This is a genomic window from Paenibacillus sp. V4I3 (genome assembly GCF_030817215.1).
Taxonomy (GTDB): Bacteria; Bacillota; Bacilli; order Paenibacillales; family NBRC-103111; genus Paenibacillus_E.
This window is the reverse complement of sequence record NZ_JAUSZA010000001.1, coordinates 5,719,246-5,743,539: the sequence shown is the minus strand read 5'-3', so window position 1 is coordinate 5,743,539 and position 24,294 is coordinate 5,719,246. Positions and strand designations below refer to the sequence as shown.

Annotated in this window: 35 protein-coding genes; 32 read left to right on the top strand and 3 right to left on the bottom strand. The window is 43.8% G+C overall.

The window, feature by feature from the left end; all coding sequences use genetic code 11:
* Positions 1 to 8: 8 nt before the first annotated feature.
* From QFZ77_RS26780 to QFZ77_RS26655, 26 genes are all read left to right on the top strand, one after another.
* Complete coding sequence (locus QFZ77_RS26780) at positions 9 to 1,259, top strand: phage portal protein (RefSeq protein WP_307444103.1); 1,251 nt, start codon at positions 9 to 11, stop codon at positions 1,257 to 1,259.
* Positions 1,201 to 1,851 (top strand): HK97 family phage prohead protease, encoded by a 651-nt coding sequence (locus tag QFZ77_RS26775; RefSeq protein WP_307444099.1) that lies wholly within the window; start codon positions 1,201 to 1,203, stop codon positions 1,849 to 1,851. The genes QFZ77_RS26780 and QFZ77_RS26775 overlap by 59 nt, the downstream gene beginning before the upstream one ends.
* Before the next feature lie 6 nt (positions 1,852 to 1,857).
* Positions 1,858 to 3,108, top strand: coding sequence for a phage major capsid protein (locus tag QFZ77_RS26770; protein WP_307444096.1), 1,251 nt, complete (start codon positions 1,858 to 1,860; stop codon positions 3,106 to 3,108).
* 51 nt (positions 3,109 to 3,159) lie between these two features.
* Entirely contained in the window at positions 3,160 to 3,543 is a 384-nt protein-coding gene (locus QFZ77_RS26765) for a hypothetical protein (RefSeq protein WP_307444093.1), read from the top strand.
* Positions 3,518 to 4,099 (top strand): phage head-tail connector protein, encoded by a 582-nt coding sequence (locus tag QFZ77_RS26760; protein ID WP_307444089.1) that lies wholly within the window; start codon positions 3,518 to 3,520, stop codon positions 4,097 to 4,099. Before QFZ77_RS26765 ends, QFZ77_RS26760 begins: the two co-directional genes overlap by 26 nt.
* Positions 4,100 to 4,576 (top strand): phage virion morphogenesis protein, encoded by a 477-nt coding sequence (locus QFZ77_RS26755; protein WP_307444088.1) that lies wholly within the window; start codon positions 4,100 to 4,102, stop codon positions 4,574 to 4,576. It begins immediately after the preceding gene.
* Between the two features lie 3 nt (positions 4,577 to 4,579).
* Entirely contained in the window at positions 4,580 to 4,927 is a 348-nt protein-coding gene (locus QFZ77_RS26750) for a hypothetical protein (protein WP_307444085.1), read from the top strand.
* Positions 4,911 to 5,390: a phage neck terminator protein gene (locus tag QFZ77_RS26745; protein WP_307444084.1), complete on the top strand. Its 480-nt coding sequence runs from the start codon at positions 4,911 to 4,913 to the stop codon at positions 5,388 to 5,390. Before QFZ77_RS26750 ends, QFZ77_RS26745 begins: the two co-directional genes overlap by 17 nt.
* 5 nt (positions 5,391 to 5,395) lie before the next feature.
* The gene (locus QFZ77_RS26740) at positions 5,396 to 6,406 is read left to right on the top strand and encodes a DUF3383 family protein (protein ID WP_307444081.1); all 1,011 of its coding nucleotides are present in this window, start codon (positions 5,396 to 5,398) and stop codon (positions 6,404 to 6,406) included.
* Between the two features lie 12 nt (positions 6,407 to 6,418).
* On the top strand, positions 6,419 to 6,814 hold the full coding sequence (locus QFZ77_RS26735) for a phage structural protein (protein WP_307444078.1): 396 nt from the start codon (positions 6,419 to 6,421) through the stop codon (positions 6,812 to 6,814).
* Between the two features lie 14 nt (positions 6,815 to 6,828).
* The gene (locus tag QFZ77_RS26730) at positions 6,829 to 7,128 is read left to right on the top strand and encodes a hypothetical protein (protein ID WP_307444076.1); all 300 of its coding nucleotides are present in this window, start codon (positions 6,829 to 6,831) and stop codon (positions 7,126 to 7,128) included.
* Positions 7,103 to 7,288: a hypothetical protein gene (locus QFZ77_RS26725; RefSeq protein WP_307444074.1), complete on the top strand. Its 186-nt coding sequence runs from the start codon at positions 7,103 to 7,105 to the stop codon at positions 7,286 to 7,288. The genes QFZ77_RS26730 and QFZ77_RS26725 overlap by 26 nt, the downstream gene beginning before the upstream one ends.
* Before the next feature lie 49 nt (positions 7,289 to 7,337).
* Positions 7,338 to 9,485, top strand: a complete 2,148-nt coding sequence (locus QFZ77_RS26720; protein ID WP_307444072.1) for a phage tail tape measure protein — start codon at positions 7,338 to 7,340, stop codon at positions 9,483 to 9,485.
* Positions 9,472 to 9,963, top strand: coding sequence for a phage baseplate protein (locus tag QFZ77_RS26715; RefSeq protein ID WP_307444069.1), 492 nt, complete (start codon positions 9,472 to 9,474; stop codon positions 9,961 to 9,963). Before QFZ77_RS26720 ends, QFZ77_RS26715 begins: the two co-directional genes overlap by 14 nt.
* A complete protein-coding gene (locus QFZ77_RS26710) occupies positions 9,960 to 10,277 on the top strand; it encodes a phage baseplate plug family protein (RefSeq protein WP_307444067.1) in 318 nt (105 codons plus the stop codon). Before QFZ77_RS26715 ends, QFZ77_RS26710 begins: the two co-directional genes overlap by 4 nt.
* Positions 10,270 to 11,058 (top strand): phage protein, encoded by a 789-nt coding sequence (locus tag QFZ77_RS26705; protein WP_307444064.1) that lies wholly within the window; start codon positions 10,270 to 10,272, stop codon positions 11,056 to 11,058. The genes QFZ77_RS26710 and QFZ77_RS26705 overlap by 8 nt, the downstream gene beginning before the upstream one ends.
* A complete protein-coding gene (locus QFZ77_RS26700; protein ID WP_307444062.1) occupies positions 11,055 to 11,447 on the top strand; it encodes a Gp138 family membrane-puncturing spike protein in 393 nt (130 codons plus the stop codon). The genes QFZ77_RS26705 and QFZ77_RS26700 overlap by 4 nt, the downstream gene beginning before the upstream one ends.
* Positions 11,429 to 11,776: a DUF2634 domain-containing protein gene (locus tag QFZ77_RS26695; protein WP_307444061.1), complete on the top strand. Its 348-nt coding sequence runs from the start codon at positions 11,429 to 11,431 to the stop codon at positions 11,774 to 11,776. The genes QFZ77_RS26700 and QFZ77_RS26695 overlap by 19 nt, the downstream gene beginning before the upstream one ends.
* Positions 11,763 to 12,941 (top strand): baseplate J/gp47 family protein, encoded by a 1,179-nt coding sequence (locus tag QFZ77_RS26690; protein ID WP_307444059.1) that lies wholly within the window; start codon positions 11,763 to 11,765, stop codon positions 12,939 to 12,941. Before QFZ77_RS26695 ends, QFZ77_RS26690 begins: the two co-directional genes overlap by 14 nt.
* The gene (locus tag QFZ77_RS26685; RefSeq protein WP_307444057.1) at positions 12,938 to 13,579 is read left to right on the top strand and encodes a hypothetical protein; all 642 of its coding nucleotides are present in this window, start codon (positions 12,938 to 12,940) and stop codon (positions 13,577 to 13,579) included. The genes QFZ77_RS26690 and QFZ77_RS26685 overlap by 4 nt, the downstream gene beginning before the upstream one ends.
* Positions 13,580 to 13,596: 17 nt before the next feature.
* Positions 13,597 to 15,066, top strand: a complete 1,470-nt coding sequence (locus tag QFZ77_RS26680; RefSeq protein ID WP_307444055.1) for a hypothetical protein — start codon at positions 13,597 to 13,599, stop codon at positions 15,064 to 15,066.
* Positions 15,044 to 15,403 carry a hypothetical protein gene (locus QFZ77_RS26675; RefSeq protein WP_307444053.1) on the top strand — a complete coding sequence of 120 codons (360 nt, stop codon included), beginning with the start codon at positions 15,044 to 15,046 and terminating at the stop codon, positions 15,401 to 15,403. The genes QFZ77_RS26680 and QFZ77_RS26675 overlap by 23 nt, the downstream gene beginning before the upstream one ends.
* 3 nt (positions 15,404 to 15,406) lie before the next feature.
* Complete coding sequence (locus QFZ77_RS26670; RefSeq protein WP_307444052.1) at positions 15,407 to 15,517, top strand: CD1375 family protein; 111 nt, start codon at positions 15,407 to 15,409, stop codon at positions 15,515 to 15,517.
* 49 nt (positions 15,518 to 15,566) lie between these two features.
* A complete protein-coding gene (locus QFZ77_RS26665; RefSeq protein ID WP_307444049.1) occupies positions 15,567 to 15,719 on the top strand; it encodes a CD1375 family protein in 153 nt (50 codons plus the stop codon).
* A 65-nt stretch (positions 15,720 to 15,784) separates the two neighbouring features.
* Positions 15,785 to 16,291 carry a phage holin family protein gene (locus tag QFZ77_RS26660; RefSeq protein ID WP_307444047.1) on the top strand — a complete coding sequence of 169 codons (507 nt, stop codon included), beginning with the start codon at positions 15,785 to 15,787 and terminating at the stop codon, positions 16,289 to 16,291.
* Positions 16,284 to 17,039 carry a DUF1906 domain-containing protein gene (locus tag QFZ77_RS26655; RefSeq protein ID WP_307444044.1) on the top strand — a complete coding sequence of 252 codons (756 nt, stop codon included), beginning with the start codon at positions 16,284 to 16,286 and terminating at the stop codon, positions 17,037 to 17,039. The genes QFZ77_RS26660 and QFZ77_RS26655 overlap by 8 nt, the downstream gene beginning before the upstream one ends.
* A gap of 49 nt (positions 17,040 to 17,088) precedes the next feature.
* Here QFZ77_RS26655 and QFZ77_RS26650 read toward each other — a convergent pair whose 3' ends face one another.
* The gene (locus QFZ77_RS26650) at positions 17,089 to 17,517 is read right to left on the bottom strand and encodes a hypothetical protein (protein ID WP_307444042.1); all 429 of its coding nucleotides are present in this window, start codon (positions 17,515 to 17,517) and stop codon (positions 17,089 to 17,091) included.
* Positions 17,518 to 18,246: 729 nt separating this feature from the next.
* On the opposite strand from QFZ77_RS26650, the gene QFZ77_RS26645 reads away from it, so the two are divergent.
* Positions 18,247 to 18,453 carry a helix-turn-helix domain-containing protein gene (locus tag QFZ77_RS26645; RefSeq protein WP_307444040.1) on the top strand — a complete coding sequence of 69 codons (207 nt, stop codon included), beginning with the start codon at positions 18,247 to 18,249 and terminating at the stop codon, positions 18,451 to 18,453.
* Positions 18,454 to 18,611: 158 nt separating this feature from the next.
* Positions 18,612 to 19,196 carry an APC family permease gene (locus QFZ77_RS26640; RefSeq protein ID WP_307444039.1) on the top strand — a complete coding sequence of 195 codons (585 nt, stop codon included), beginning with the start codon at positions 18,612 to 18,614 and terminating at the stop codon, positions 19,194 to 19,196.
* Between the two features lie 223 nt (positions 19,197 to 19,419).
* Here the strand turns inward: QFZ77_RS26640 and QFZ77_RS26635 are convergent, their stop codons facing one another.
* Positions 19,420 to 20,253: an ATP-dependent DNA ligase gene (locus QFZ77_RS26635; protein WP_307444037.1), complete on the bottom strand. Its 834-nt coding sequence runs from the start codon at positions 20,251 to 20,253 to the stop codon at positions 19,420 to 19,422.
* A gap of 116 nt (positions 20,254 to 20,369) precedes the next feature.
* On the bottom strand, positions 20,370 to 20,675 hold the full coding sequence (locus QFZ77_RS26630; protein WP_307444035.1) for a hypothetical protein: 306 nt from the start codon (positions 20,673 to 20,675) through the stop codon (positions 20,370 to 20,372).
* A gap of 510 nt (positions 20,676 to 21,185) precedes the next feature.
* On the opposite strand from QFZ77_RS26630, the gene xylB reads away from it, so the two are divergent.
* The 4 genes from xylB (at position 21,186) to QFZ77_RS26610 (ending at position 24,197) form a co-directional block, all read left to right on the top strand.
* Positions 21,186 to 22,691 carry a xylulokinase gene (xylB, locus tag QFZ77_RS26625; protein ID WP_307444031.1) on the top strand — a complete coding sequence of 502 codons (1,506 nt, stop codon included), beginning with the start codon at positions 21,186 to 21,188 and terminating at the stop codon, positions 22,689 to 22,691.
* 137 nt (positions 22,692 to 22,828) lie between these two features.
* Positions 22,829 to 23,347 (top strand): DUF3231 family protein, encoded by a 519-nt coding sequence (locus QFZ77_RS26620; RefSeq protein ID WP_307444029.1) that lies wholly within the window; start codon positions 22,829 to 22,831, stop codon positions 23,345 to 23,347.
* Positions 23,348 to 23,373: 26 nt separating this feature from the next.
* Entirely contained in the window at positions 23,374 to 23,730 is a 357-nt protein-coding gene (locus QFZ77_RS26615; protein ID WP_307444026.1) for a hypothetical protein, read from the top strand.
* A 185-nt stretch (positions 23,731 to 23,915) separates the two neighbouring features.
* Positions 23,916 to 24,197: a DUF2277 domain-containing protein gene (locus tag QFZ77_RS26610; RefSeq protein ID WP_307444024.1), complete on the top strand. Its 282-nt coding sequence runs from the start codon at positions 23,916 to 23,918 to the stop codon at positions 24,195 to 24,197.
* Positions 24,198 to 24,294 lie beyond the last annotated feature (97 nt).

Here is a 24,294-nt window from a genome sequence, read left to right as displayed (position 1 = left end):
TTAACACATTGCGTTGGAAGTTTTGGGAAAAGCGGCAAGCCGTGAACTATAACGGCAACGGATCAACATGGGCCGATATTACGCAAACCACTGGGACAGGCGTCACCGAACGAACTGCTGTCCAATTAACAGCCGTTTCCGCAGCGATACGCGCCATTTCCGAACCCGTTTCATCCTTGCCGCTTGTTCTCTATAAAAGGGTAAAGGATGGGAGAGGACGAGCGGAAGAACATCCCATCTATTCCCTTCTTCATGATGCCCCAAATGAGCTCATGTCGTCCATGGAGTTCAGGGAGTGGATAACCGTTGATGCCATTACAAGAGGGATGGGATTTGCGGAGATCGAGTGGGATGCTTACGGTCAAGTTAAAGCACTGTGGCCCCTACGCGCTGAGAACACAACCGAGTATTACGATGAACTGAATCGGACACTTGAGTATGTCACGTTTATCAAAGGCGTGGGGTATAAGCTTCCAGCCTATCGAGTGTTCGTACTCAAGGGGCCGCTCGGTGGAAAATCGTTAATTCGTTTACATGCGGAAGCACTTGGTTTAGCCAAAGCAACAGAAAGTTATGGGAATAAGTTTTTTACAAATGGAGCAAGGCCAAGCGGCGTTTTGGAACATCCTGGTTCCTTAACCGATGACAGTTCGGCTCGACTCAAAGCTTCGTGGCATGCAGCGCATGGTGGTCTTGATAATGCTCACCGCGTTGCCATCCTAGAGGAGGGGATGAAGTACCATCAAATCTCACTCCCGCCTGAAGATGCACAGTTCTTGGAAACGAGAAAATTTCAATTGGGTGAAATTGCTCGTATCTTCCGTGTGCCGCCGCACAAGATTGCTGATTTGGACAAAGCAACTTTCAGCAACATTGAACATCAAAGCATGGAATTTCTAACCGACAGCTTACAGCCTTGGATGATTCGATGGGAACAAGCTATCACCATGCGGCTGCTTGTCGGCAAGGAAAGAAAAAAATATTATGCCGAGCACTTGGCAGAAGCGCTGCTCCGTAGTGATACAAAAGCCCGTTACGAATCGTACCAAATTGCTAGGCAAAACGGGTGGATGAGTCCGAATGATATCTTGAAAAAGGAAAATCAAAATCCGATACCCGCTGAACAAGGCGGTGACACCTATATGGTGAACACGGCTATGCAGCCCGTATCCGTACTGCTGAAGGGAGGTGATGAAGGAAATGTTAAAAACGGAACGCCGAACACTAACGGCTCCAATGGAGATCCGAACGGCGAGTGATGGTACCGAGTACATCGAGGCGTATGCACTTAAATTTAATCGTGAAAGCGATAATTTAGGATGGATGACACCTGTTTATGAAAAGATTGATAGCCGAGCACTTGATGATGCCGATATGGACAACGTTGTCGCCCTCTTTAACCATGACAGCAATCTGGTGCTAGGTCGAAACACTGTCGCCTCCGGCAAAGGTTCCGTAACGCTTGAAACCGATGGTATCGGTCTGAAATGGCGATGCACACCCACGGACACGTCATATAGCCGCGATTTAATGGAGAATATGCGCAGCGGCGTCATTAATCAATGCAGCTTTGCTTTTTCACTTGCTGAAGGTGAGGACGCGGAAGAGTGGTCCTATAACAAAGATCGAGGCGCGTATGAGCGAACGATCAAACGGATCGGCACACTCTATGATGTATCTGTCGTGACAACACCGGCTTACCCTGATACAGAAGCTGTACTCTCGCAGCGAAGCAAAGACAAATTAAAAACGTTAGATGAAGAGCGCAATTTGGCCGAATCCGTTAAGGAAACGAAGCCTGATCAGCGCTTTTTTGATTACCTAAAAATCCTACAATCCACGGAGGTTTAACCACACATGGCACATGTTCATACAGTTATTGAATTGCGAAGAGAAAGAGCTAACCTAGTTACAAAACTGCAAGAATTGCTTGACCGCGGAACGAATGAAAAACGTGGACTGACGCCAGAAGAAAACACGCAAGCAGACCGCATCATTGCGGAAGAAGTTGAGCTTCGCGGAAAAATTGAGCGATTTGAAAAACTTGAAGATATGCAGCGTTCCCTCGAAGGTCATGAAAACAGATCAGCCGCTGATTCCGAAGAGAATAAACTCAAGCCAGAATATCGCAAAGCCTTTCAACGTTTCTTACAAGTGGGCATGCATGAACTAACGCAAGAAGAACGACAAGCCCTTCAATCAGGCTATCGACCGCTTGAACAGGAAGAGCGCGCACTTGCGGCAGGAACGGCAACAGCCGGTGGAAATACCATTCCTATTGATTTCTACAATAGCTTAGTTACGGCAATGAAATACTACAGTACATTTTACGAAGATGCCAACACCATCGACACGGATTCAGGAAATACACTTCTGATTCCTACCGGCAACGATACAGGAAATATCGGACGAATCATTGGTGAGAACGTTGCAGCCAATAACAATCAAGATCCTTCATTTGGTCAAAAATCCGTTGGTTCCTTTATCTATACCTCTGATGTCGTGTTAGTCCCTGTCGGTTTACTACAAGACAGCGCATTTGATCTTGAAACATGGCTTCGAGACAAACTAGCCGAACGGATAGCTAGAGCTGCTAACGGTCATTTCACAACAGGCACAGGGACCGGCCAACCTGAGGGCATCGTCGGACAAGCCGCGCTTGGAAAAACGGGAATCGTTGGGCAAACAACATCCGTTGTGTTTGATGATTTGGTGGATTTAGAGCATTCCGTGGATATTGCCTACCGTCAAAAATCTAAATTCATGTTCCATGATACTACACTGAAAGCACTGAAGAAGCTGAAAGACTCCCAAGGTCGTCCTCTTTGGCTCCCTGGCATCGCCTATAAAGAGCCAGATGTCATCAACGGTTACGGTTATTCCATCAATAACGATATGGCTCAAATGGCAGCTAATGCAAAATCCATTGTATTTGGCGATTTCAAAAACTATATGGTACGCCGTGTACGTAACCCGATCATGGTTCGCTTTGGCGAAAAATATATGGACGCTTTCCAAGTCGGTTTTGTCCTTTTCTTCCGTCAAGATGGCCGCTTTATTAACGCGGGTGTTAATCCAGTATCTTATTATGCCAACAGTGCAACTTAATTTTCATTGGAGGGCATCATGCCCTCCTTATTTCTCTTGGAGGTGTTTCATTTGAAACTCGTAGTTATGCTTATCTCTATGGCTTCAACCACAGATAGTTATCAACCCGATGACCTTGTAAAAGTTTCCGACGAAGTAGCTGAAGCTTGGATCGAGGTTGGATATGCCAAATTGTATGAGGATGTTCCTGTTAAAGTCGCTGATCTAGACGCTAACAACCATCATGCTGAGACAATCGAAGGACTAGAACTCGTTTCCAAAGGCGCGTACCGGCTTCCAAACGGCGAAGTTATTCAAGGCAAAAAGAAGGCTCAAGAAGCGTTAGAGGCATATCTTGAAGAACTGCAGCAAGCACCCGAGCAATTAGATGGAGACGATCAAGGAAATGTTGTGAAAGAAGGCGGTAGCGATGCTAACGACCCTAGCGCGAGCTAAATCACTCCTTTCCATCCCCATCGAAGACACGAGTCAAGATGATGCCATCTCACTTTTTATCGAAATGGCATCCAGCATCATCGAAACACACTGTAAGCGAATATTCAAAAAGCAATCGCATACTGAAAAGCTGAGTACCCTGCAGGAGCCATACCAGGTCACTCAGCAGCCGCTTACGAAGCTTGTTCTCCGGCAATACCCCGTTCTTTCGATGGAATCGTTTAGTGTCTTTGGGGAGAGTATGACGGATTATGAGCTTCTTTCAGATAGCGGCATTTTATACCGCCAAAGCTGCTGGCCTAAAGGTGAGTACATCATTGAAGCGAGCTATACAGCCGGATATATCACGCCGGATATAGCAACCACTGAACAGCCTGTAAATCTGCCGAAGTCGATAGAAATGGCATGTATCTTACTCATACAAACACTCATGCGGGCGCCAGGAGTCACGTCAGAGCGAGTGGGAGATTTAGCGGTGACATATCAAAACGATGGAGACAATCTTCCTCCGGCTGTAAAGGCGCTGATAGCTCCTTTTGTAAGTAGGCGAGTATAAATGCCTCCAACAAGGTCCAGAAGCCGACGCGCTAACGTTACGGTTATTCAGAGTACATTTTTACCCGCTGTTCTCGCTAAACTCCGAGATCTAAAAAAACTTGAGGTCCATATTGGCTCATGGGGTGATGAGGACATTGCCATGGTAGCTGGGGTACTGGAACATGGATCACAAAAAATGCAGATCCCGGCTCGATCATTCATCGGTTCTGGAAAGAAGAAATCAGCAGCGGCCATATCTAAGCTTGTTCGGGCAGGTGTCAATGACATTGCCAATGATCAAACCACAGCGCGCACCTTACTCGCTGAGATTGGGGAATTGGGTAAGGAACGTACACTCAAAAATTTTGACAAGATCAGGTCACCGGCACTCAGCCCCATTTATGCCAAACGTAAAGGATCAAAGAAGATTCTTATTATGGAAAAGAAGCTCCGTGACTCCATTTCCTATGTTGTGGTAACCAAAGGGAGAGGATAGACCATGTTTCGTTTTGGATCCCTTGTAAGAAAATATTCAGTTTCATACTCCTTGGTACAAAGCAATAACGGGGAGTACGATGGGGATGGAGTGTACCGCAAGGGTGCTCCTGTAATCATTCCTCTTCAGGGAAGCATCCAGCCCATAGGCGCTCGATTGTTACAACTCGATGGAGGACGGTATACGGAAGATGACCGCGCCCTATATACCACATATGCACATGTGAATGGTGAAGTCATTAGCTATAACGGACATCAATACATCGTAAATGATGGCGATGATAGATCCGGCTATTGTGATACCTATAAATTTATGTTGAAAAGAGTGAGTACGCATGATCCCATTCCGTAACATCCGATCAGCCATTGTTCAATCTTCCTCAGCAGAATTAAATATGCCACTGGTTGAGATGAACGGTTCAGGACCTGCCGCACCTTATCCGTATATCACTTATGATTTTACGGACATTCCAGATCCAACAAGCGGACTTGCGGCTGTTAGTTTTGACGGTTTGAATAAAACACATGAAGAGACAGTTGAATTTACCGTTTCTTTTCAGTCATACGCCGATTACAAGGATGAAAGCATAGAAAATGCTATGAAGCTGAGAGATTGGTTTTTGACTGCAGGTCATCAGAAATTGAAAGATGACGTCAATGTGGTTGTTGCTCGGGTTGGCGCCATTCAAAACCGTGATGTTCGGGTAGGCAATGAATGGGAACGAAGGAATGGGTTTGATGTAGATTTTCGAACGGTGAACACCATCGTTACAAGTGAATTGCCGATTGAATCGGCTGATATCCAAAGGAGTTGATTGTATTGACAACAAACAATGACGTTATCGTTATTATTGATATTCAAAAGCCTACGCCTAAACTAGGATTCGGAAAGCCTTTAATTCTTGGATCTAGTGCGGCAGGAAAAGCCTTTAAAACGTATGCAGATCTAGAGGGTGTAAAAGCCGATTACGCCATCACAACCGAAGAGTATAAAGCAGCTCTGGCGATTTTCTCACAAGGTAGCGATGCACCGGCAGAGATTGCCATCTACTCTCGAAAAACAGGTGCAACACCTGAAACGGTCGCAGAAGCCTTGCAATTCTTATTCACGAAAGATTGGTACTTCCTTATTTCAACAAGTTCATTAGCTGCTGATATTACCGAAATTGGCGATGCCATTGAGACGAACAATACTCGGCAGTACTTCGCCAGTTCCAGCAGCAAAACGGACTTGGCCACTTTCAAGGCGAAGAATTGGACACGAACAACTCTTTTCTATCACACAACTGTGGACAATTATCCTGAGGCGGCTTGGATTGGCAAAGCAGGTTCTGCCGATGTTGGAAGTTTGACATGGAAATTCAAGACCTTAACGAGCATTCAGCCAGTTTCATTAACACCGACTGAACTCTTGGAAATCCATGGGCTTGCAGCAAATACCTACATCACGAAGGCTGGCGATGACGTAACAAGCGAAGGCAAGGTTGTTAGCGGTGAGTATATTGATATTATTCATGCAAGGGACTACGTCACCGCATCTATTGAATATGCCATCCAAAAGCTATTGAATAGTTCTCCAAAAATTAGTTATGACGACAACGGTATTGCACAGCTTGAAAGTGTCGTGAAAACGGTTCTGCAAAGAGCATTTAATCAGGGCATCATTGCTGCTGATAGTGACGGACTCGGGATCTATGGAACCGAATTTAAAAGCAGATCAGACGTTGAAGCTGCTGATCGTGCTGCACGAACATACAACGATGGAACATTTAGCTTTGAGTTAGCTGGCGCCATTCATCAGACAACCATTCGCGGCACTATTAAATCATAGGAGGGATAGACATTGAGCACAAAAACGTATGATCCAAAAAGTGTATCCGTCATTGTGGACGGAACTTATCTAACCGGCTTCTCAGAAGATATCGTTGAAGTCGAGAAGGATGAAGACAATTATGAAGTGAAGGTTGGCGCGCAAGGAGATACAGCAAGGGCTAAAATAAATAACCAATTAGGAACGATCAAAGTCACCCTGCAGCATACAAGCCCTCAGATTCCTTACATGGATGGACTCGCTAACAGTGGAAAGTTAGTTCCTGTTACGGTCATTAATGCCGGAACTACCCGCGAAACCTCATCGGCTACAGAAGCCTATGTCAGTAAACCGGCAGCACGAAAGTATGGTAATGCCGTGGAAGATCGAGAATATGAAATTAAATGTATGGACCTTAAAATGGAATAGGAGACGATTAAACTATGAGTAATTTAAAACAAAAAAAATACACATCTAAAAAACAAGGTAAAACGTATCTCTTTCAATTCCCTGGCATTCGCGCTGTTACAAAAATTAAAGACAGAGTGAAAAATAAATACGGTATTCCGCTCGACGAAAGAACAGCTGACGAAATGCTTGAACATGTTATCGTAGATCCGAAAATGAAAATAGAAGACTTCGATGATATCGGTGAATTTAACGAGGTCATCGGGGCAGCAATTAACTTCATGCATGGAATTGATGACGAGGAAGACGATGCCAATCAGTCAGAAAGAAGCTAAGGAACGCGCCTTAGAAAACTGGCCAATGTGGCGGCTTCTCCTATCTGATATGAATATCAGCTATTCGGATCTTAATCACATGGATCAAGACGATATTCTAGAAGCAAATGCGGCCTTAGATATTCATATTGAACAGCAAAAAGCAAAAACTAAGAAGTAGCGTTCCTTTGGGGCGCTTCTTTTTTTGTTAGGAAGGTGGGTGCCATGTAATGGGTGTTATAAGTAATCTTATGTTTGCGGTGGGGTTCAAGATATCTGACCGCGCACTACGCGACACAGATAGGCAAGTCGATTCCCTCTCCGAAGGTGTTATTGAATTTGGAATCGCAGGAGCTGCAGCAATGGCGGGTTTTGGGGGTGCTGCTGTCCACGCTGCTTCCGAGTACGAAACAGCCATGTCAAAAGTTCAAATGTCTACAGGTGCCAGTAAGGAACAAATGCAAGAGACAAGGGATCTTGCAAAAGACCTCTACTCTCAAAACTATGGCGAAAACTGGCAAGACTTAGGCAGCACCATTTCAACCGTCCAACAGTTCACCAAACAAACAGGCGAGGAATTGAAACAGACGACCAAAGACGCGATCCTGTTACGCAGCGCTTTTGGTTATGAAATAACAGATTCCGTGAAAGTAGCAGATACGATGATGAAGAATTTCGGGATCTCTTCCGATGAATCTTTCTCACTATTTTCACAAGGCGCTCAACAGGGACTCGATAAGTCGGGGGAACTCCTAGATACAGCTAACGAGTATTCACCACAGTTTAAATCTCTCGGATTCTCAGCAAATGAAATGTTTGACACGTTTTCTGCAGGACTCGAAGGCGGCGCCTTTAACCTAGATAAGATTGGGGATGCCGTAAAAGAGTTTAACATTCGCTCTAAAGATGGATCTAAAGCATCATCGGACGCCTATAAAATGTTAGGTTTGGATGCAGAAAAAATGATGAGTACGTTTGCTGCAGGTGGACCCGAGGCGAAAAAGTCCTTTACTCAAATCATGCAAATGATAGCAGATATAGAGGACCCTGTTGCAAAGAACACAATTGGCGTTTCTTTAATGGGATCACAGTTTGAAGATCTTGAAGCAACCGTTATTTCTTCTTTAGGATCGACGAAAAGTCAATTTGACATGACCAAGAAAAGTCTTGATGAAGTCGATCAAATTAGTTTTAGTTCACCAGGGCAAGCCTTCCAAGCGTTTGGAAGGCAAATCGAAACCTTCCTCCTTATTCCATTTGGTGAAAAACTGTTACCCTATTTCACTAGATTTGGTCAATGGATGACTACGCATCAACCACAAATAGAAGCCGTGGGCGCGGTACTAGGCAACACACTTGGCGGCGCCATAACCGTTGTTGCAACAAGTGTTTCTTTTCTTACGGATAAATTTGAGTATATCGCTCCTGCTCTTGCTGGATTCGCTGCAGTCATTGGTTATTCACTCATTCCTGCATTTATAGCATGGAGTAGCGGAATGTGGCTTGCTGCTGTTGCCGGCTGGGCCGCCGTAGCCCCGTGGTTACCTTTTATAGCCATAGGTTTAGGCGTGGCCGCTGTCATTGTAGGCATTGTCTATGCCTTTAAACATTGGGGAGAAATCAGCAATTGGCTTGTAGAAAAGTGGAACCTCTTTAAAGGATGGGTAGTGCGTATTTTCCAATCTATTGGTGATTTCTTCTCTACCTATTGGCCCTACGCTTTGGCACTCCTTGCGGGGCCACTAGCACCGTTTGTCATGCTAATTATCGCTTATTGGGATCAAATCAAATCGTATACCGTTGGTGTTTTTACATCCATCGGTGAGTTTTTCTCTACAAAATGGAATGAGATCATTTCATTTTTTAGTGGAATTAATTTATACGATGTGGGTAAGAACATTATTTTAGGACTCATTAACGGTTTTTTTGATATGAAAGGCTTTCTACTCGATAAGGTGAAAGATATCGGGAGTACGATAACAGGTGGTATTAAAGACTTTCTCGGCATCCATTCCCCTTCTCGCGTCATGATGGAGGTTGGTTTTTTCACCGGCAAAGGATTAGCCGATGGCATTACGGGCACAGAATCCATGGTTTCTAAGGCATCCTCGGGACTTGCAGATGGAGTGACCGATCCGCATCAAAGCATATCGTCATTGGCTCCTGCTCGTGCTTCTGGACAATCAAGCGCGGGACTATCCGCAAGCGGACAGCAGAGGATTGAGCTTGCGTTTACGATTGATGTGAACGGTAACGGAACATCCTCAGGCGGCTCACTGCTGGGACGAGATATAACGGATCAAATCAAATCCATTGTCCAAGATGTTATCGAAAGCGCAGCTCGCAGAATGGGAGTTGATGCCGTTGGCACAAATTAATGGGTATTATATCACCGTTGAAAGTGAAGATCCTCAATATGCTATAGATATTACTGACGAGCCCGTTGAAAAAGGTATTGATAATACCGATCATGTACAACGTAAAGCCGTTTCGATGTCTATTTCAGGATTTATCCTTGGGGATAATGCCGATGAGATCCGGCAGTCATTACTTAAATCTATGAACACAGGTACGATTGTTAATTATGACGGTAGAAATTACTTTACAGGACTTATTGAAAGCTTTTCACCCAAACATGATCATAAAACAGCAAATGGCTTCGCTTTCTCCATGACGCTAAAAGAAATGCGAACTGCAGAGAGCTCTTATGTGGAAAGTCTTCCTGCTCCTGTTCGTGCTCAGACTGCACCTATTATCAGTTCAGGGACCAAGCAAACGAAGAAGACAAGCAAAAGCAGTGACAAGGAAGTCGAGAAAGTAACATTTAAATCCGGCAGCCCGTGGGGTGACCAATGAAATATGTGGAAATAGAGAAAAATTTAATCCCTTACCGTTTTGATATTTCTCTGTCTGGCGAGATATTCACGATGGAAGTTCACTACAACGCCGAGTATGACTTTTTCACCGTGGATTTATCAAAAGGCTCAGACATTCTAGCCCTCGGCGAAAAAATCGTTTACGCCACGCCTTTGTTTAATGATAGCTTGGATGCTCGGTTTCCTTCTGTTAGTATCATGCCGCTAGATGTATCAGGAAACAGCAGCGTAGTCACATGGGACACACTGAACGTGAATGTGTTCTTATATGTGGACGGTGAAGACGATGCCTAACTTTGGTCGAGTAGTTGAAGTGCTCATTGGTAACAAGAAGTTTTCAAATGCTGATTTCACACTGGAAGGAACCGTTCCTTTTGATAATGACCCGTTACCGAACGAAAGTGAGATTAAAATCTGGAACCTTTCTAATGATACCATTGCTCAATTGAAGCGCGGCCAAACAGCAATGGTGAATGCCGGTTACCGTGGAGATATCGGTCTGATCCTTCACGGATTTGTATCCAAAGTCATAACGAAACGGGAAGGTGTTGACCGCGTCACATCGATTTATGTACTTGATTCGGATGATATCACCAAACGGGAAGTCGATATTGCTTATAAAAATAGCACACTCGCTAGTTACATTCTGAAAGACATGGCTCGTCAACTTGGGCTCCCGATTGGACAATTTGAATTAAACCAAGATTATCGGTATGAAGAAGGATACACGGCAAAAGGGGAAGTCACAAAGGTCATTAGTGATGTGGCTGCAGATTGTGGAACTTCGGCCTATGTGAACAAGGGAAAACTCTACATCAGGAATCTACGAATAGGCGCCGACGATGTCTTTTCCTTATCTTCTGACACGGGACTCATCGGTTCTCCTGAGACTTTTGAAGAGGAGAACTTTAAAGGATTCACGATTCATTCCCAGCTACAGTACAGAGTAACAACCGCCTCCGTCATTGACTTGAAAAGTTCAATTTTTAAAGGGCGTGTACATGTACGTTCGGGTTCTCATAAATTTAGCAATACTGGAAATTTCACGACAGAAGTGGAGGCGATACTACCATGAAGAATGATCCTGCCGGAGCAATCGGCGCGCTGATTTTTGGTGCCATAGAAAAAATGGCTGCTACACTATCTGTCTCCTTCCCTTGTCGCATCATCTCCTATGATGCAGGTTCGGGTATGGCTACTATTCAACCCCTTATTCGTAAAACAGACAGTGATCCAGCACCCATACTAAACGTTCCTGTACTCGGTCAACGATTCCTTGTTGATGGCGTGGAACGTGTGTACACACCTGCTTTACATGCCGGTGACACTGTTCTGGTGGTTTGTACAGACAATGAACTGAAGAACGCATTAAACGGACAAATAGCCGTGACCAATAGCAAGAGATCACATGATCATAACGATGCTGTCATTGTGGGGGTGTTTTCATGCAGTCTCCTCAGTTAATTAATGGAGATTTGTTGATTGAGCATAATGATTTGGTTTTGGTAGATGGTACCGATGAATTGGCACAATGCTGCGAAATCATTCTTGGTACGAATCAAGGGGAATGGTTTTTGAATCCATCACTCGGTATTGATTTCTCGAAACTGAACGGCAAACAAATTAGCGAAGAAGCCGTTAAGGAAGAGATCCGAAAAGGACTCCGGCAAGAAAACCGAATACAAACCATTGATTCAATTACGGTCAACCTGAACACCAAATCACGCGAGAGTCAGATATCATTCAGAGCAACAAGTGAGGAAGGAGAGGTGGTCCAAGGTGGCACTGGATAGAAACGGATTTAAGCGAAAGCGTTTCGTCGATCTATTCTCCGAAATGGAAGTAAAGGCCAAGGAAGTTTACGGCCAACAAATCAACACATCCGAGCGCGCTGTCATGGGGATCATCCTACGGATCTTCGCTTGGTTCCTTTCTTTTGTCTGGCAGCTTGCGGAGGATGTATATAATAGCGCATATCCCAACACGGCAAATGGAACAAGTTTAAAAAAGCTGGGACCCTATGCGGGGATTAAATCTCTACAGCCCATTCAGGCAACGGGGACCATTACATTAACTGGCACAGATGGGTTTATTCAAACTTCAGGATTTCGCGTCCAAACGAATGATGAGGTTATTTTCGTGACAACGGAATCCATTACATTATCGGGCGGCACCGGCACAGGTGCCATACGGGCCATTCAAACGGGAAAAACGGGGAATGTATCGGCAGGGCAGATCAATGAAATTGTGAATCCCAATACCAACATAACAGCAGCCACGAATGCCGAAGCAACTACAGGCGGCAGAGAAGATGAAACGGATGCTGAGTTCCGTGGAAGATTTGCTATATCAAGCGAAGGTCGCGGAAAGGCGACAATAGGTTCAATTCGAGCAGAGTTGTTGAAAGTCTCTGGCGTTAGGGCGGCAACCGTCATTGAAAACTACTCTAACGTTACAGACTCTGCAGGTAGGCCAAGTAAATCATTTGAGTGTTATGTTCTTGGGGGTTCGCCCATAGATATCGGTCAAACGATTTTGGACACAAAAGCAGCAGGGATTGAGCCTCATGGGAGTGAGTCAATTGCTGTCAACGATGATGCTGGATTCAGCCACATCATGAAATTTTCATACGCTGACGAGATCAACACACATGTGAAATTCACCATTACAAAGGATGCCCGTTATCCTGCAGATGGTGATGCCTTGCTGAAGTCGGCTGCTCTCAAATACATTGGCGGCTTAGATGCAGACGGAACACTTTACATCGGGCTAAATATGGGAGACAACGTTGTGCAATCAAGGTTAATCTCAGCCGCCTATTCTGTCGAGGGAGTCAGCGATGTACAGGTTCAGATTAGTACGGACGGTATAACATGGTCTGAGGAAAATTTGGACATTGCACCCAATGAAGTTGCCCCATCTACTCATACACTTATTTCGGTGGTGGTTGGTCCGTGATTACCGTTGATAAAATTATTAAGCATCTATCGGACAAGTTTACGAAAGATCCAAGCAGCAACATAGGGAAGCTTCTATCCATCATGGCCGACCAATTGAGGGATGTAGAAGAAACATTTGAACGGATTCGGGATTGGCGGGATATTGATATTGCTGAAGGAACGACACTCGATAAAATCGGAACGATTGTTAACCAATCTCGTGGAGCTGCTACCGATGAGGTTTACCGTATCCTCATTAAATCCAAGATCGCCCGAAACCTGAGCACAGGTGACATTAATACTATTATCGGTGTTCTGTCTACCGCACTCGACTGTGAACCGAGCGAAATAGAAATAAAAGAACTCTACACCGATCCTGTTGATCCTGAACCTGCTACAATCTCACTTATCAAACTTCCCTTACAATCGGTCAATGAGGCAGGTATGTCACCTATTCAATTCGCTCGCATTATTCAACAAACGGTTGCTGCAGGGGTAAGAGTGGGCGCCATTGAGATGACAGGAACTTTTCAATTTGCTTCAGGTTCTACCACAGAAACAAGTTCCACTGAAGGTTTCAGCAACGATGTGGGGACTACAGGCGGTTACTTTGGTGCTGTATATACTCCTGGTGATGATCCTGATTTACCTATTTAGAAAGGGTGATAAATAACATGAACTTCGATGAACAGCTTCCTGATTGGCTGGCAGAAGGCACGGAGCCGCCAACATCAAAGAAAACGGATGGTTGGCAGCCAGATGACAAGCCTCCAGCCGGTTATTTTAACTGGCTCTTTAATCGTACTTACAAAGCATTCCTAGAGATTCGAAACAAAATAAGTAATCTCACCGGCTCAGATGTTACTTTAGTCGATACTAGTAATAATTTTGCTTCGACAAATGTTGAAGGTGCCATGTCAGAGCTTTTTACAAATGTCAGTAACGGTAAAACAGCGGTCGCTTCCGCTATTACTGGCAAGGGTGTAGTAGCCTCGGGAAGCGATACATTTACTCAACTTAGTACGAAGATCGGACAAATTAGCACAGGTACTGGGGATGCAGTCGCCGCCGATGTGTTGACGGGAAAAACATTCACAAACGGAAATAGTTCAGGGATTTCAGGAGCGATGCCGAACCAAGGAGCCACAACTCTTACTCCGTCTGGTACTGGTCCAGTTACGATTCCTGCAGGATACCACAACGGCAGCGGAACAGTATTACAAGTAACTGTTCCTGCGGCAAACGTCAAAGCAGGGACAACTATTGCAGGGGTAGCAGGGACAATGACCGATCGAGGAGCCACAACTCTTACTCCGTCTGGTACTGGTCCAGTTACGATTCCTGCAGGATACCACAACGGCAGCGGAACAGTCTCACAAGTAACAGTTCCAGCAGCAAATGTCAAAGCAGGAACAACTATTGCAGGTGTAGCAGGGACGATGACGGACAGGGGCGCTGTAACAATTACGCCGAGCGCATCGAGCCAAGCGATTCCTGCAGGTTATCATAATGGTAGCGGAAATGTTCCTGCTGTTGTTGTTCCTGCCGCGAATGTTTTGACTGGTACAACTATTGCTGGTACTGCTGGCACTATGCCGAATATGGTGGGTGTTATTAATGCTCAGGGAACTGCACAATGGGGTGATGGTGCACTAGCTGTTTATCCTCCGAAGGGATATTATAAAGGTGGTTCGGGGGACGGAGAACTTAAAGTATCTGTTGCTCAATTACAAGCCGCCGAACCTGATTTAATTGGGGCTAGTATTACCGCTGGCGTAACTCTTTATGGCATAGCTGGTACAAATAGTAAAAGCGGATATTATGCTAGTGGGTTTATGAGTCGTGCAGGTTTTACTTATACAAGAACGGTCGGTAATTGGTATATTTGTGATTTTGATGTTCCTTTCTTGGTTAATGAAGCGCTGTTTTTTGGTGGATACGATACAGGAACAGGATGGGGTGGTTATTCACTAGATGACAGCAATAATAAACGCGGTTGGTGGTCTAATGGAATGCAGAATGCTAAAGCGAATGATGGAATAGAAGCTTCGTACCTATTGAGAAAGGTTACATATTTACAATGGGGTAGTGCCCAAATACCTACAGGTGGAGTGTATTGGTATGCGTGGGGTAGACAACTTTAGAAAGTTTTTAGAAAGGATGAATAATATGCAATATGTATGGTGTAAAAAGATTAATGGCGATATTGGGGAAGTGGACTCTATATGGGTTAATAAAGCGTTTATACCCGAATACATTTTACCAGAAACAATTGAAGTGTCCAGTGTTCCCCCATACCCGAATTTGGATAGTGGGAAAGAAGCTAAACAATTTATACGTATTAGTACGAAAGAAATTTATTATGAAATATTTAACCGACCGTTAAACATTGAAGAGCAAGTTGCAGAACTTTCTGATCAAAACATCGATACTATGCTAGCTATTACTGAAATTTATGAAATGTTAATTGGAGGAAACTAAACAATGGCAACTATTTATTTCAAATTAATTATAGCTGGGAAAAAAACAATCGAAGAAGTGCCTTTAACGATTAGAGCCGAAGTACAAGCTCTATTGGATGAAAACAATGTTTAAAGAAGCCATAATACGGCTTCTTTTTTTATTGCTGAAAGGAGGTGATATCATGGTCACTGTATATGTAACACTCATTATCAAAGGGTATAAAACTTTTTCACAGGTTCCCAACAATTTGAAACTTGCAGTTGAAGCAGAACTCTTAGCTATGGATCTTGGCACAGACGGAAAACCATTACCAATAGAAGAACCGGCAGCGTAAAAATAAAAGGCCCCGTTCAAAGAACGGGGCTATTATTATGCCTGAAATGGCAGAAAGAGGTTTTCATGAATCGTTTCTTGCAATCTTTTTTCACATTGGAAACACTAGCTAAACCAACAAATGTTGGTGCGGCTTTTGCCGGAGCTGTCGTTGGCCCCTTAATTGGTCAAGCTTTTAGCAGCGGAAAGTTTTGGGCATTTCTGCTGTTCTTCTCTATCATCGTAGCTGATTGGATCACAGGAATGGCCGCAGCCAAAAAAGATAAAACGTATTCCTCAGAGTACGGGATTTCCGGAGCATTGCGCACCTTACTTATGCTTTGGATCCCCTTTATTGGGTGGTTACTTGATAAAGTCACGTTAACTGTTCTTGGCATCAATCAACCAGGATACGCCTTCTTCGCAATCACGATCATGCTTGCCTATCACACATGGGAGAGCATGACAGCTAATGCCTATCGAGCCGGATGGGAAAAGTGGATACCAAAGAGTGTAACGTCATTCGTCAGTAGCGAAATTAGAGCGAAAATGGAAAGAGCACAGCGTCAGAAAGGTAGTGATAAAGATGAGTAAAGGATTTGATTGTGCAACGCCGCTGACACCCAAAACAGCAGCCCTTTTTGTCAGTCAGGGGTTTACATTCGTCTGTCGCTATCTCGCTCCCAAAGGTTCTGGCAAACGACTCACAGCCACAGAAGCAGTTACATGCTTGACAGCTGGATTGTGGCTTGTCTCTGTGTTCGAACGCGGCGCTAGTAATGCTCTAGCTGGGGCTTCACAAGGACGAGAAGATGGCGCCATGGCGCTTCAGTACGCCAGAGAAGTCGGACAACCTGAAGGCACTGTCATCTATGCTGCCGTTGATACAGACGTAAACTCATCCCACTACAGTACAATTGAAGCGTATATGAGAGCGTTTGATGAGCAAATCACTGGATACGAACTTGGCATTTATGGTGAATACGAGATTTGCAAAGAAATGCAAGCGCGTGGCGTAATTAAAAAGGTATGGCAAACATATGCTTGGAGCCGTGGTGCCAAGTTACATGATCCAAATGTGTACCAATATGAGAATGACATCATTGTAAACGGGATAGGGATCGACCGAGACGAATCAAACGGCGATGCAGGAGGGTGGAAATTAGGGATGGCAATCAAACAACAACCGGCACTTGATAGCGGAGTGGTGGATACAATTATCAATACATGGCTTTCACCAGATTGGAAGAAAGCAAGCGAATCTGGCGCGGTGGATCAAGCCGATTATATACATTGGATTGCCAATGAGTTACGTAAAGCTTCTGGACAGCCGGTGGAGTAGCGCGAGGAGCCCTCACTTTTAAGCTTGTGGCTTCGTGAGGGCTCTTTATCTAGTAAAGTAAATTAGATAGTTTTTGATATTCTTTTTGATCACAACGGAAGTATATATTACCCTCTAACACGCCTTCTTTAAAGCTCACGACAGCCAGAGAGTTATCTTTTTTCCGTCCACCAAGCGCAGCTCCGGCCAATAATCCGATGCCGCCTGTTAATACCCCGCCAATTATTGCTCCGGCTGCTGCTTTACCTGCACTACGCTGCCCTTTTTCATCCCATTCTAATTTTAATACTTCAATTTCTTGAGAACCAATTAGTAAGGTATTTTGATTAGATCCTTTAGCGACTATCACTTCACCGCCGGCTTTAATTTTAGGATGACCCCCCAGATAACTGAGGTTCACAGCCTTGCCAGAACCTATCAACTTACCATTTTCAGTTGCTTTCTTGAAATCCTCTTTCACTTTACTCCACATACTCATATCGTCACAACCTTATAGGTAATATTATAATAACATTCTAGCAAATTGAGGAAAAATTTACCACGATATTTAACAAACCCTAGAGGACAGAGAACATATGTTATAAAACTAGATATTTTATACATATATCAAAGCCCTCGTTTCCCAAATTCTTTTATATTTCGCCTTGAGTGCTGCTGATTAACCGACCGAGGAACATTCATAGGATTACTCCAAAAACACCAAATGGTGATCTTCGCTTTTCTTCTATTTACTCTTTATTAATATATGAAACCATTTTCTATTATTTTAATACTTTATACCATGATAATCCAAATATTTCTTTGACATGCGATAACGCATATGTTATAATTAAGTTGTTAGGAGGTGATGGACTTGGTTACAACACTTCTTATCTCGATAGGAATCATGCTAGTTCAGTTAATGACATCGCTTATTAACTTGAAAATAGCAAAAATGAACTATCGAGAAAAAAGAAAAAGCCCCAACCGCTCGCGACGGTCAAGGCAACCAAGAAACAGACGAAGGAAAAGGTAGAACCTTCAAGGAAGAGGATGTCAGTTCAATCCTCCTCTTCCTCCTAACATTATAACCAAAGTATAACATGTATATGACTCACATGGAAGGAGGCAGCCAGAGATGACAATACTAATATTAGCTTTGATTGTCGTCACACTTGGTATATGTGCGTACACCCTCTATTTACTAAGCAAAAGGCGGAATTAGACTATGAATCCTCTCGAACATATCATGGGCACCGAAGAAGCTGCAGAGCTTTGGGGGATTAAACAGGGGCATGTCAAAAATCTCTGTCGGGATGGTAAGGTTCTTGCTATTCAGATAGGAAAGACTTGGATATTAGATAAAAATCAGCCTAACCCCAGCCAACCAAATCATCCTAAGAATTGGCGTGGCAGAAAAGAAAATAATAATTAGTTGACCCTCAATCCCCAATCTTTACAACAACCATCGTAAAGGACTTATTTATATAGTCAAAAGCCATGTGGGGGAAATCAACCCTGCAAGGAAGAAAGCATCTTTATTCTTATCGAATTCAAGAGGTTGGTTGATATCATGAACATGGGGGCGGCAGCATGAGTAATGGCAGTGATGATTGGAGTAAGGCTTATACAGAGTGGGCTACCCAAGATAGAAGGGAAAGGCTGCAACAAAGTGCGCAACGGCAATATAGGACTGACAAACACGATCAGGTCGTCGAACGTACTTCGAGAATTCAAGAAGAGTTTAGAAAAAGTCAACTCGACTATGAGGAAAAGAAGAAGCAAGAAGAATTACTGAGAATAAATAAGGAAGCTGAAAAGATCGCTAACGAAGAACAGAAAAGAAGAATCGAGATAGAAACCAATCTCGAGAATTCACGATATGGACTGGTTGCAGCTTGCGTCATCGCTTCGGTTCTTGTTTTGCTTTTAATTACAAACGCTCAAGCATTGGGTGTCGTGGTTACGATAATTCTTTTTATTGTATTTGTATTTTTTATGTTTAGGAATTCTACAAACCCATTTCTTCCTGGACCACTTTTACTTGGCTTACCTGTATTCATTCTCGTTAGCTTACCGATGTTTATAGGTATGTGGTGGCTTGCGTGGGTTATTATAGTTTTAATGGTAGGAATACCATCGTACTTTACACTCCAAAAATATAAAAAGTTATTATGAAACGGTCCCAACTTGTGCCTCGGCATTACGCTAACGGAAAACAATAGTTCAATCAATAAAGCATAAAGGCAGCTGGTCAGATGATTGGCTGCCTTTTCTCACCTAACGGGCAGGATTGTTTATATATTTGGCAGAAAAGTTGAAGTGAAAAATAAATTGTACTAGGAAGACATATAATTTTGAATCTGGAAGATTACTATTCTATATTCCATGAGGTCATCCCCTAAACAATAAATTCCTCAAACACTGGCAACCTCATCGCTCCCGACTTATACCAATCCCGATACTTTACCATGCAGCGCACTACAGGCTGAACATAAACGTGATCCTTGCTCTCACCGCTCTTGTACGCCTGAAATACAGGACACATCGACTGGCGAGCAGACTGGGTAATTCCTAGCTCTAATGCTCCGATCGGTCGAATGCGGCCGTCATCTGAATACCCAAGAAGCCATGAATGCTCCTTCTTGCTGTATCCCGTTATATAGACCTCAGCTTTTTGGTAGTTGATAACCTTTTGCCATGCCCAAGAGCGCGTGTCTTTCTCATACTTGGAGTTTTTCTTCTTAATGACTACGCCTTCTAATCCGTGTTCACAGACGATGTTAAAGAAATCCGTAGAGCTGCCATTGATCGGCCGGACTATTCGGTAATACTCATTCTCTTGGACAGCCTCTTCAAGTAGTCCCTTGCGAACTTCCAAAGGCAAGCCAGTCACATCTACGCCGCGGTGGTACAAGATATCAAAAGCGAAGTAGACAACCTTATGCTTAACCTTGCTGGACTTGAAACGAGCATTACATGCTTCGAAGTCAGCCTTCCCCTGTTCATCTAACACCACGATCTCACCATCAAGGATTGTTCCCTTTTGAATCGGCGGATTGTGCAACTCTGGATATTTGGATGTTGCATTAATGTTCTTTGTATAAAGGTTTAGCTCATCTAAATTGGAAACGATCAACCGGATACCATCCCATTTAAGCTCTGCAAATGTGGAAGGATCATCAAATGCTTTATTGTTTTTGGCATATTGGAGAAGCATTGGAGGAATAAACATTATCTTCATCACCCATATTAATGGTACACCTTAGAGCATACTCATGACTAATGGAACTTGAAGGAAGCCCGTGAAACTCCTCCTCGGGCTTTTACTTTAAAGTTAATGATTTTTGTTTACTTCCAACAGCTTGCCGTAGCTGATCCGATATCCCACCACTTGCCGCCACGATATTGATAATTTTCGAGAATCTCCTTTGAAATAATTTTCGCATACATTCCTTCCACTGGTTCAGGTACTTCGTCCCAACTAAAATAATAATCCTTCACTTTATAAAATGCATAGGCGAAAAACTTTTGCCATACAATTTCATGCCAAGGAAGTTTATGATAAAGTTCTTCCGGAGAGATGTCTTTGCCATACCTGTCTTTAATGTATTGAGCGACATATTTTGATGTTTCAATTTGAGTTTGACCATACATATGCCTCACCACCATATACGAATGTTTGTTCTTATTATACGTAAAGGTGAGGGGATTATTCAATAATTATATCTTGTGCACAAAAATGTGCACGAACTTGTAAGAACACATTACTCTTATAATAGAAGGAACGGCGATATTACAGTGTTTTTAGAACACATTAAACTACGAAAATATAGGCTAATTAAATCAGTTGGTTAGAGCGGTCGGCTCATAACCGATTGGTCGGGGGTTCGAGTCCCTCTGGGCCCATAGCACGGAAACCCTTCGTATAAGGGTTTTTATTATTTTATAACATCAAATAAGCCTCTCGATTTCATCTCTTCACGATGAATTGGAGAGGCTTTTTTACATTTTGTCCGAAGTATTGCATGCTTATCCAATTCTCCTAAAGGGACAGTGACCTCGAGTGTCGAAGAATTGTTCATGCACGATAATGGGACACATAGAATATGAGCATATTGGACAGCAAAAACAGGATGAACGCTTAAGAAATGGGTGGGATATAGAATGATAACACTGCTCGGAATAGATCTAGGGACTTCTAGTGTGAAGACAGCTGCCATGGACCCTGCGGGACGGATGGTAGGCTTATCTCAACAAAGCTATGACATTCATTCGCCCTTGGTCGGCTATGCGGAGCAAGAGCCTCAGCTATGGTGGGAAGCAGTACGACAAACCTTGTCTGAATCTGTCAGGCAAGCAGGCGCAGGTAACAGCGACCGTTACGCTATTGGCTTATCTGGACAGATGCATGGGCTTGTTGCAATCGGGACGGATGGACAGGTGCTTAGGCCTGCGATTATTTGGTGTGATCAGCGCTCAATTGAACAGAAAGAACAGCTTGAGGCGATGTATTCTATCGAGCAGCTTGGCAAGCTAGTACAGAACCGGGCTGCGACTGGCTTTCTGCTTTTATCGCTGTTGTGGTTAAAGCAGAATGAACCGGATACATATGAGAAGATTTGGAAAGTCATGCTGCCGAAGGATTATATCAGGTACAGGCTAACCGGCGAAGTAGGAACCGAGTCAACGGATGCATCAGGCACATTAGCTTATGATGTAGCCAATAAGTGTTGGTCAAGTGAACTGTTGGGGCAGCTTGGAATTGATCCGGAACTGCTGCCAACCGTACGTGAGCCTTGGGAGGTTGCAGGAACGCTGACAACTGAGGCAGCAAACGATTGTGCCATTCCAGCAGGTACTGTTGTCGTCTTTGGCGGCGCAGACCAGCCCATGCAGGCTATTGGTAATGGGATTTTACATCAGGGGCAAGCTTCGTGTACGTTGGGCACAGGAGGACAATGGTTTGTCCCTGTAGATACGCCTACCTATGATTCCTTGCTGCGAACACATACCTTTACCCACGCAGCACCAGGCAAATGGTATTTGATGGCGGCGATGCTGAATGCTGGCCTATCACATAGATGGCTAACAGAGAACATTCTCAAAAATAAGGACGTCAGGTCACTCGATGAAAGCGCTGCTCATGTTCCCCCAGGCTCAGAAGGTCTTATTTTCCTGCCCTACTTAACAGGCGAGCGAACCCCGCATATGGACCCTTTTGCTAGAGGCGCCATGTTCGGTTTAACGCTGAAGCACAATGAAGCACATCTGGTTCGGGCTGTGATGGAGGGAGTGGCTTTTGCGCTGCGCGATGGGTTGGAGGTATTGGTAGCATTGGGTGTGAGAGTTGACCGAATCGTAATGGCTGGTGGTGGAGCAAAAAGTGCTTTATGGCTGCAAATACTTGCAGATGTGCTAACTTGTGAGTTATATCCATCCGTTATGAAAGAGCAGGCCAGCATTGGTGCGGCCATGATGGCAGGAGTAGGGGCAGGTGTATATGCATCTATAGAGGAAGCGTGTGAGATCGTGGTGAAGCAAGCGGAGAGACCGATTGCGCCTATTTTGAAGAACAGATCCGTCTATGAAGAGCAGTACGCAATCTTTAGAGAGTTATATCAATGCAATAAGGAATTGTTCAAAAGAGTGAGTGGTTTAACCAGTCCTTAATAGGCACGAAACAACCTATACAGTAATCGATGAAAACCTGAGAAATCAGGTTTTTTGTTTTTGTGGGAATAAAAGTCACTCCGATGAGAAATCTTATACAAGGTTGCTAAAGGTAAGATAAGAAAGGAGAGGTTTGGATGGGGATTTTAAGTGGGAAACCCAAAGACGAGCCCTTGCATTACGGGGAGGTTTATGATGTTTGGCAGTTCTCCATGGCAGCAAAGGGATGTATTTCGGGTTATAGAGCCTTGAGCTATCATGCTGGAGATAAAGACTTAAAAGAGATCATCGGAGATGTCATCAACCAAGCCGAGTTAGAAGTCAGAGAGTGCGACGAAATTCTTAATAGTAATGGTATCGTTCCTCATCCGGTACATCCTGACCGCCCAAAAGCGAAATTAGAGGAGATACCTATCGGAGCAAGATTCACTGATCCCGAGATCGCAGCTATGGTATCGGCAGATTTGGCGGCAGGTCTGATCACTTGCAGTCAGGTAATGGGCAAGTCTATTCGTGAAGATGTAGGTGCTCTTTTTGTAAAGTACCATGTCACCAAAGCTGCCATCGGATTAAAAGCTCTTCGACTAAGCAAAGAAAAGGGCTGGCTTGTCCCCCCGCCTCTACAAATCAAAAGACCCGATTTAGTAGAAGCTTAAGACCCAAAATATGAGGAGGATTTACAATGTATCAAGACCAAAATATCAATAACCAATTTCAACAAACGCAAGGTATCATTGCACAACTTATAAACCAAACGCAACAATCCTCGCAGATGTATCAACAGATGCTTCAACAAGAGCAGCAAAATGCAATGAGACTTGAAGAGCTAGCACAACGGGAACAAAAAGCCGTCCAAATCATTCAATCTGCGCTGCAAGGCCACCAAATGGCTATTCAACAATTACAACAAGTTTCCCAGCTGTGCAGACAGCTTGAACAAACAGCTCAAAGCAGCTTTCAGTCTCAAAATATGATGCAACCTCAACAACAAACGAATTATGCCAATTCATATGGTTCATCGTCCCGCGGTTATCAATAATACCAAGCATGCATAGATGAAAAAGGATAGAGGCTGACGATATTCGTCGGCCTTTATTCGTTATTTTATAAAATCGAGTAAAATGAGTCAGGAGCGATGGTTATCTGCAGCGATGATTGGATAGTGTGCTTATTTTCGGATGTTATTGTAAAATTAATTTTATAACGATTCAAAAGGAGAAAGTTATGTGCCGAAATATTAAAACATTATTCAATTTTGATCCTTTGGCTACCAATGATGAAATTCAGGCGGCCTCGCTGCAATTTGTGAGAAAGATCTCAGGCTTTACTGAGCCTTCAAAAGCGAATGAGGCGGCGTTTAATCAAGCTGTCAAGGAGGTTAGTATAATTGCTCGGAATCTGTTGGACTCGCTGGTAACCAACGCTGAGCCCCGTAATCGTGAGGTTGAAATCGAACGTGCGCGTGCTAGGAATGCAAAAAGGTTTGGAACAAAAGAAGATGAATGACATCATAGATGAAGTACGGGTTCTTTCTTAAGGGGAAAGAGCCTTTTTTGTATTTACCTGGTTAGGCTTTCAACTTGTCCTTGTAGCGTTCAACCCT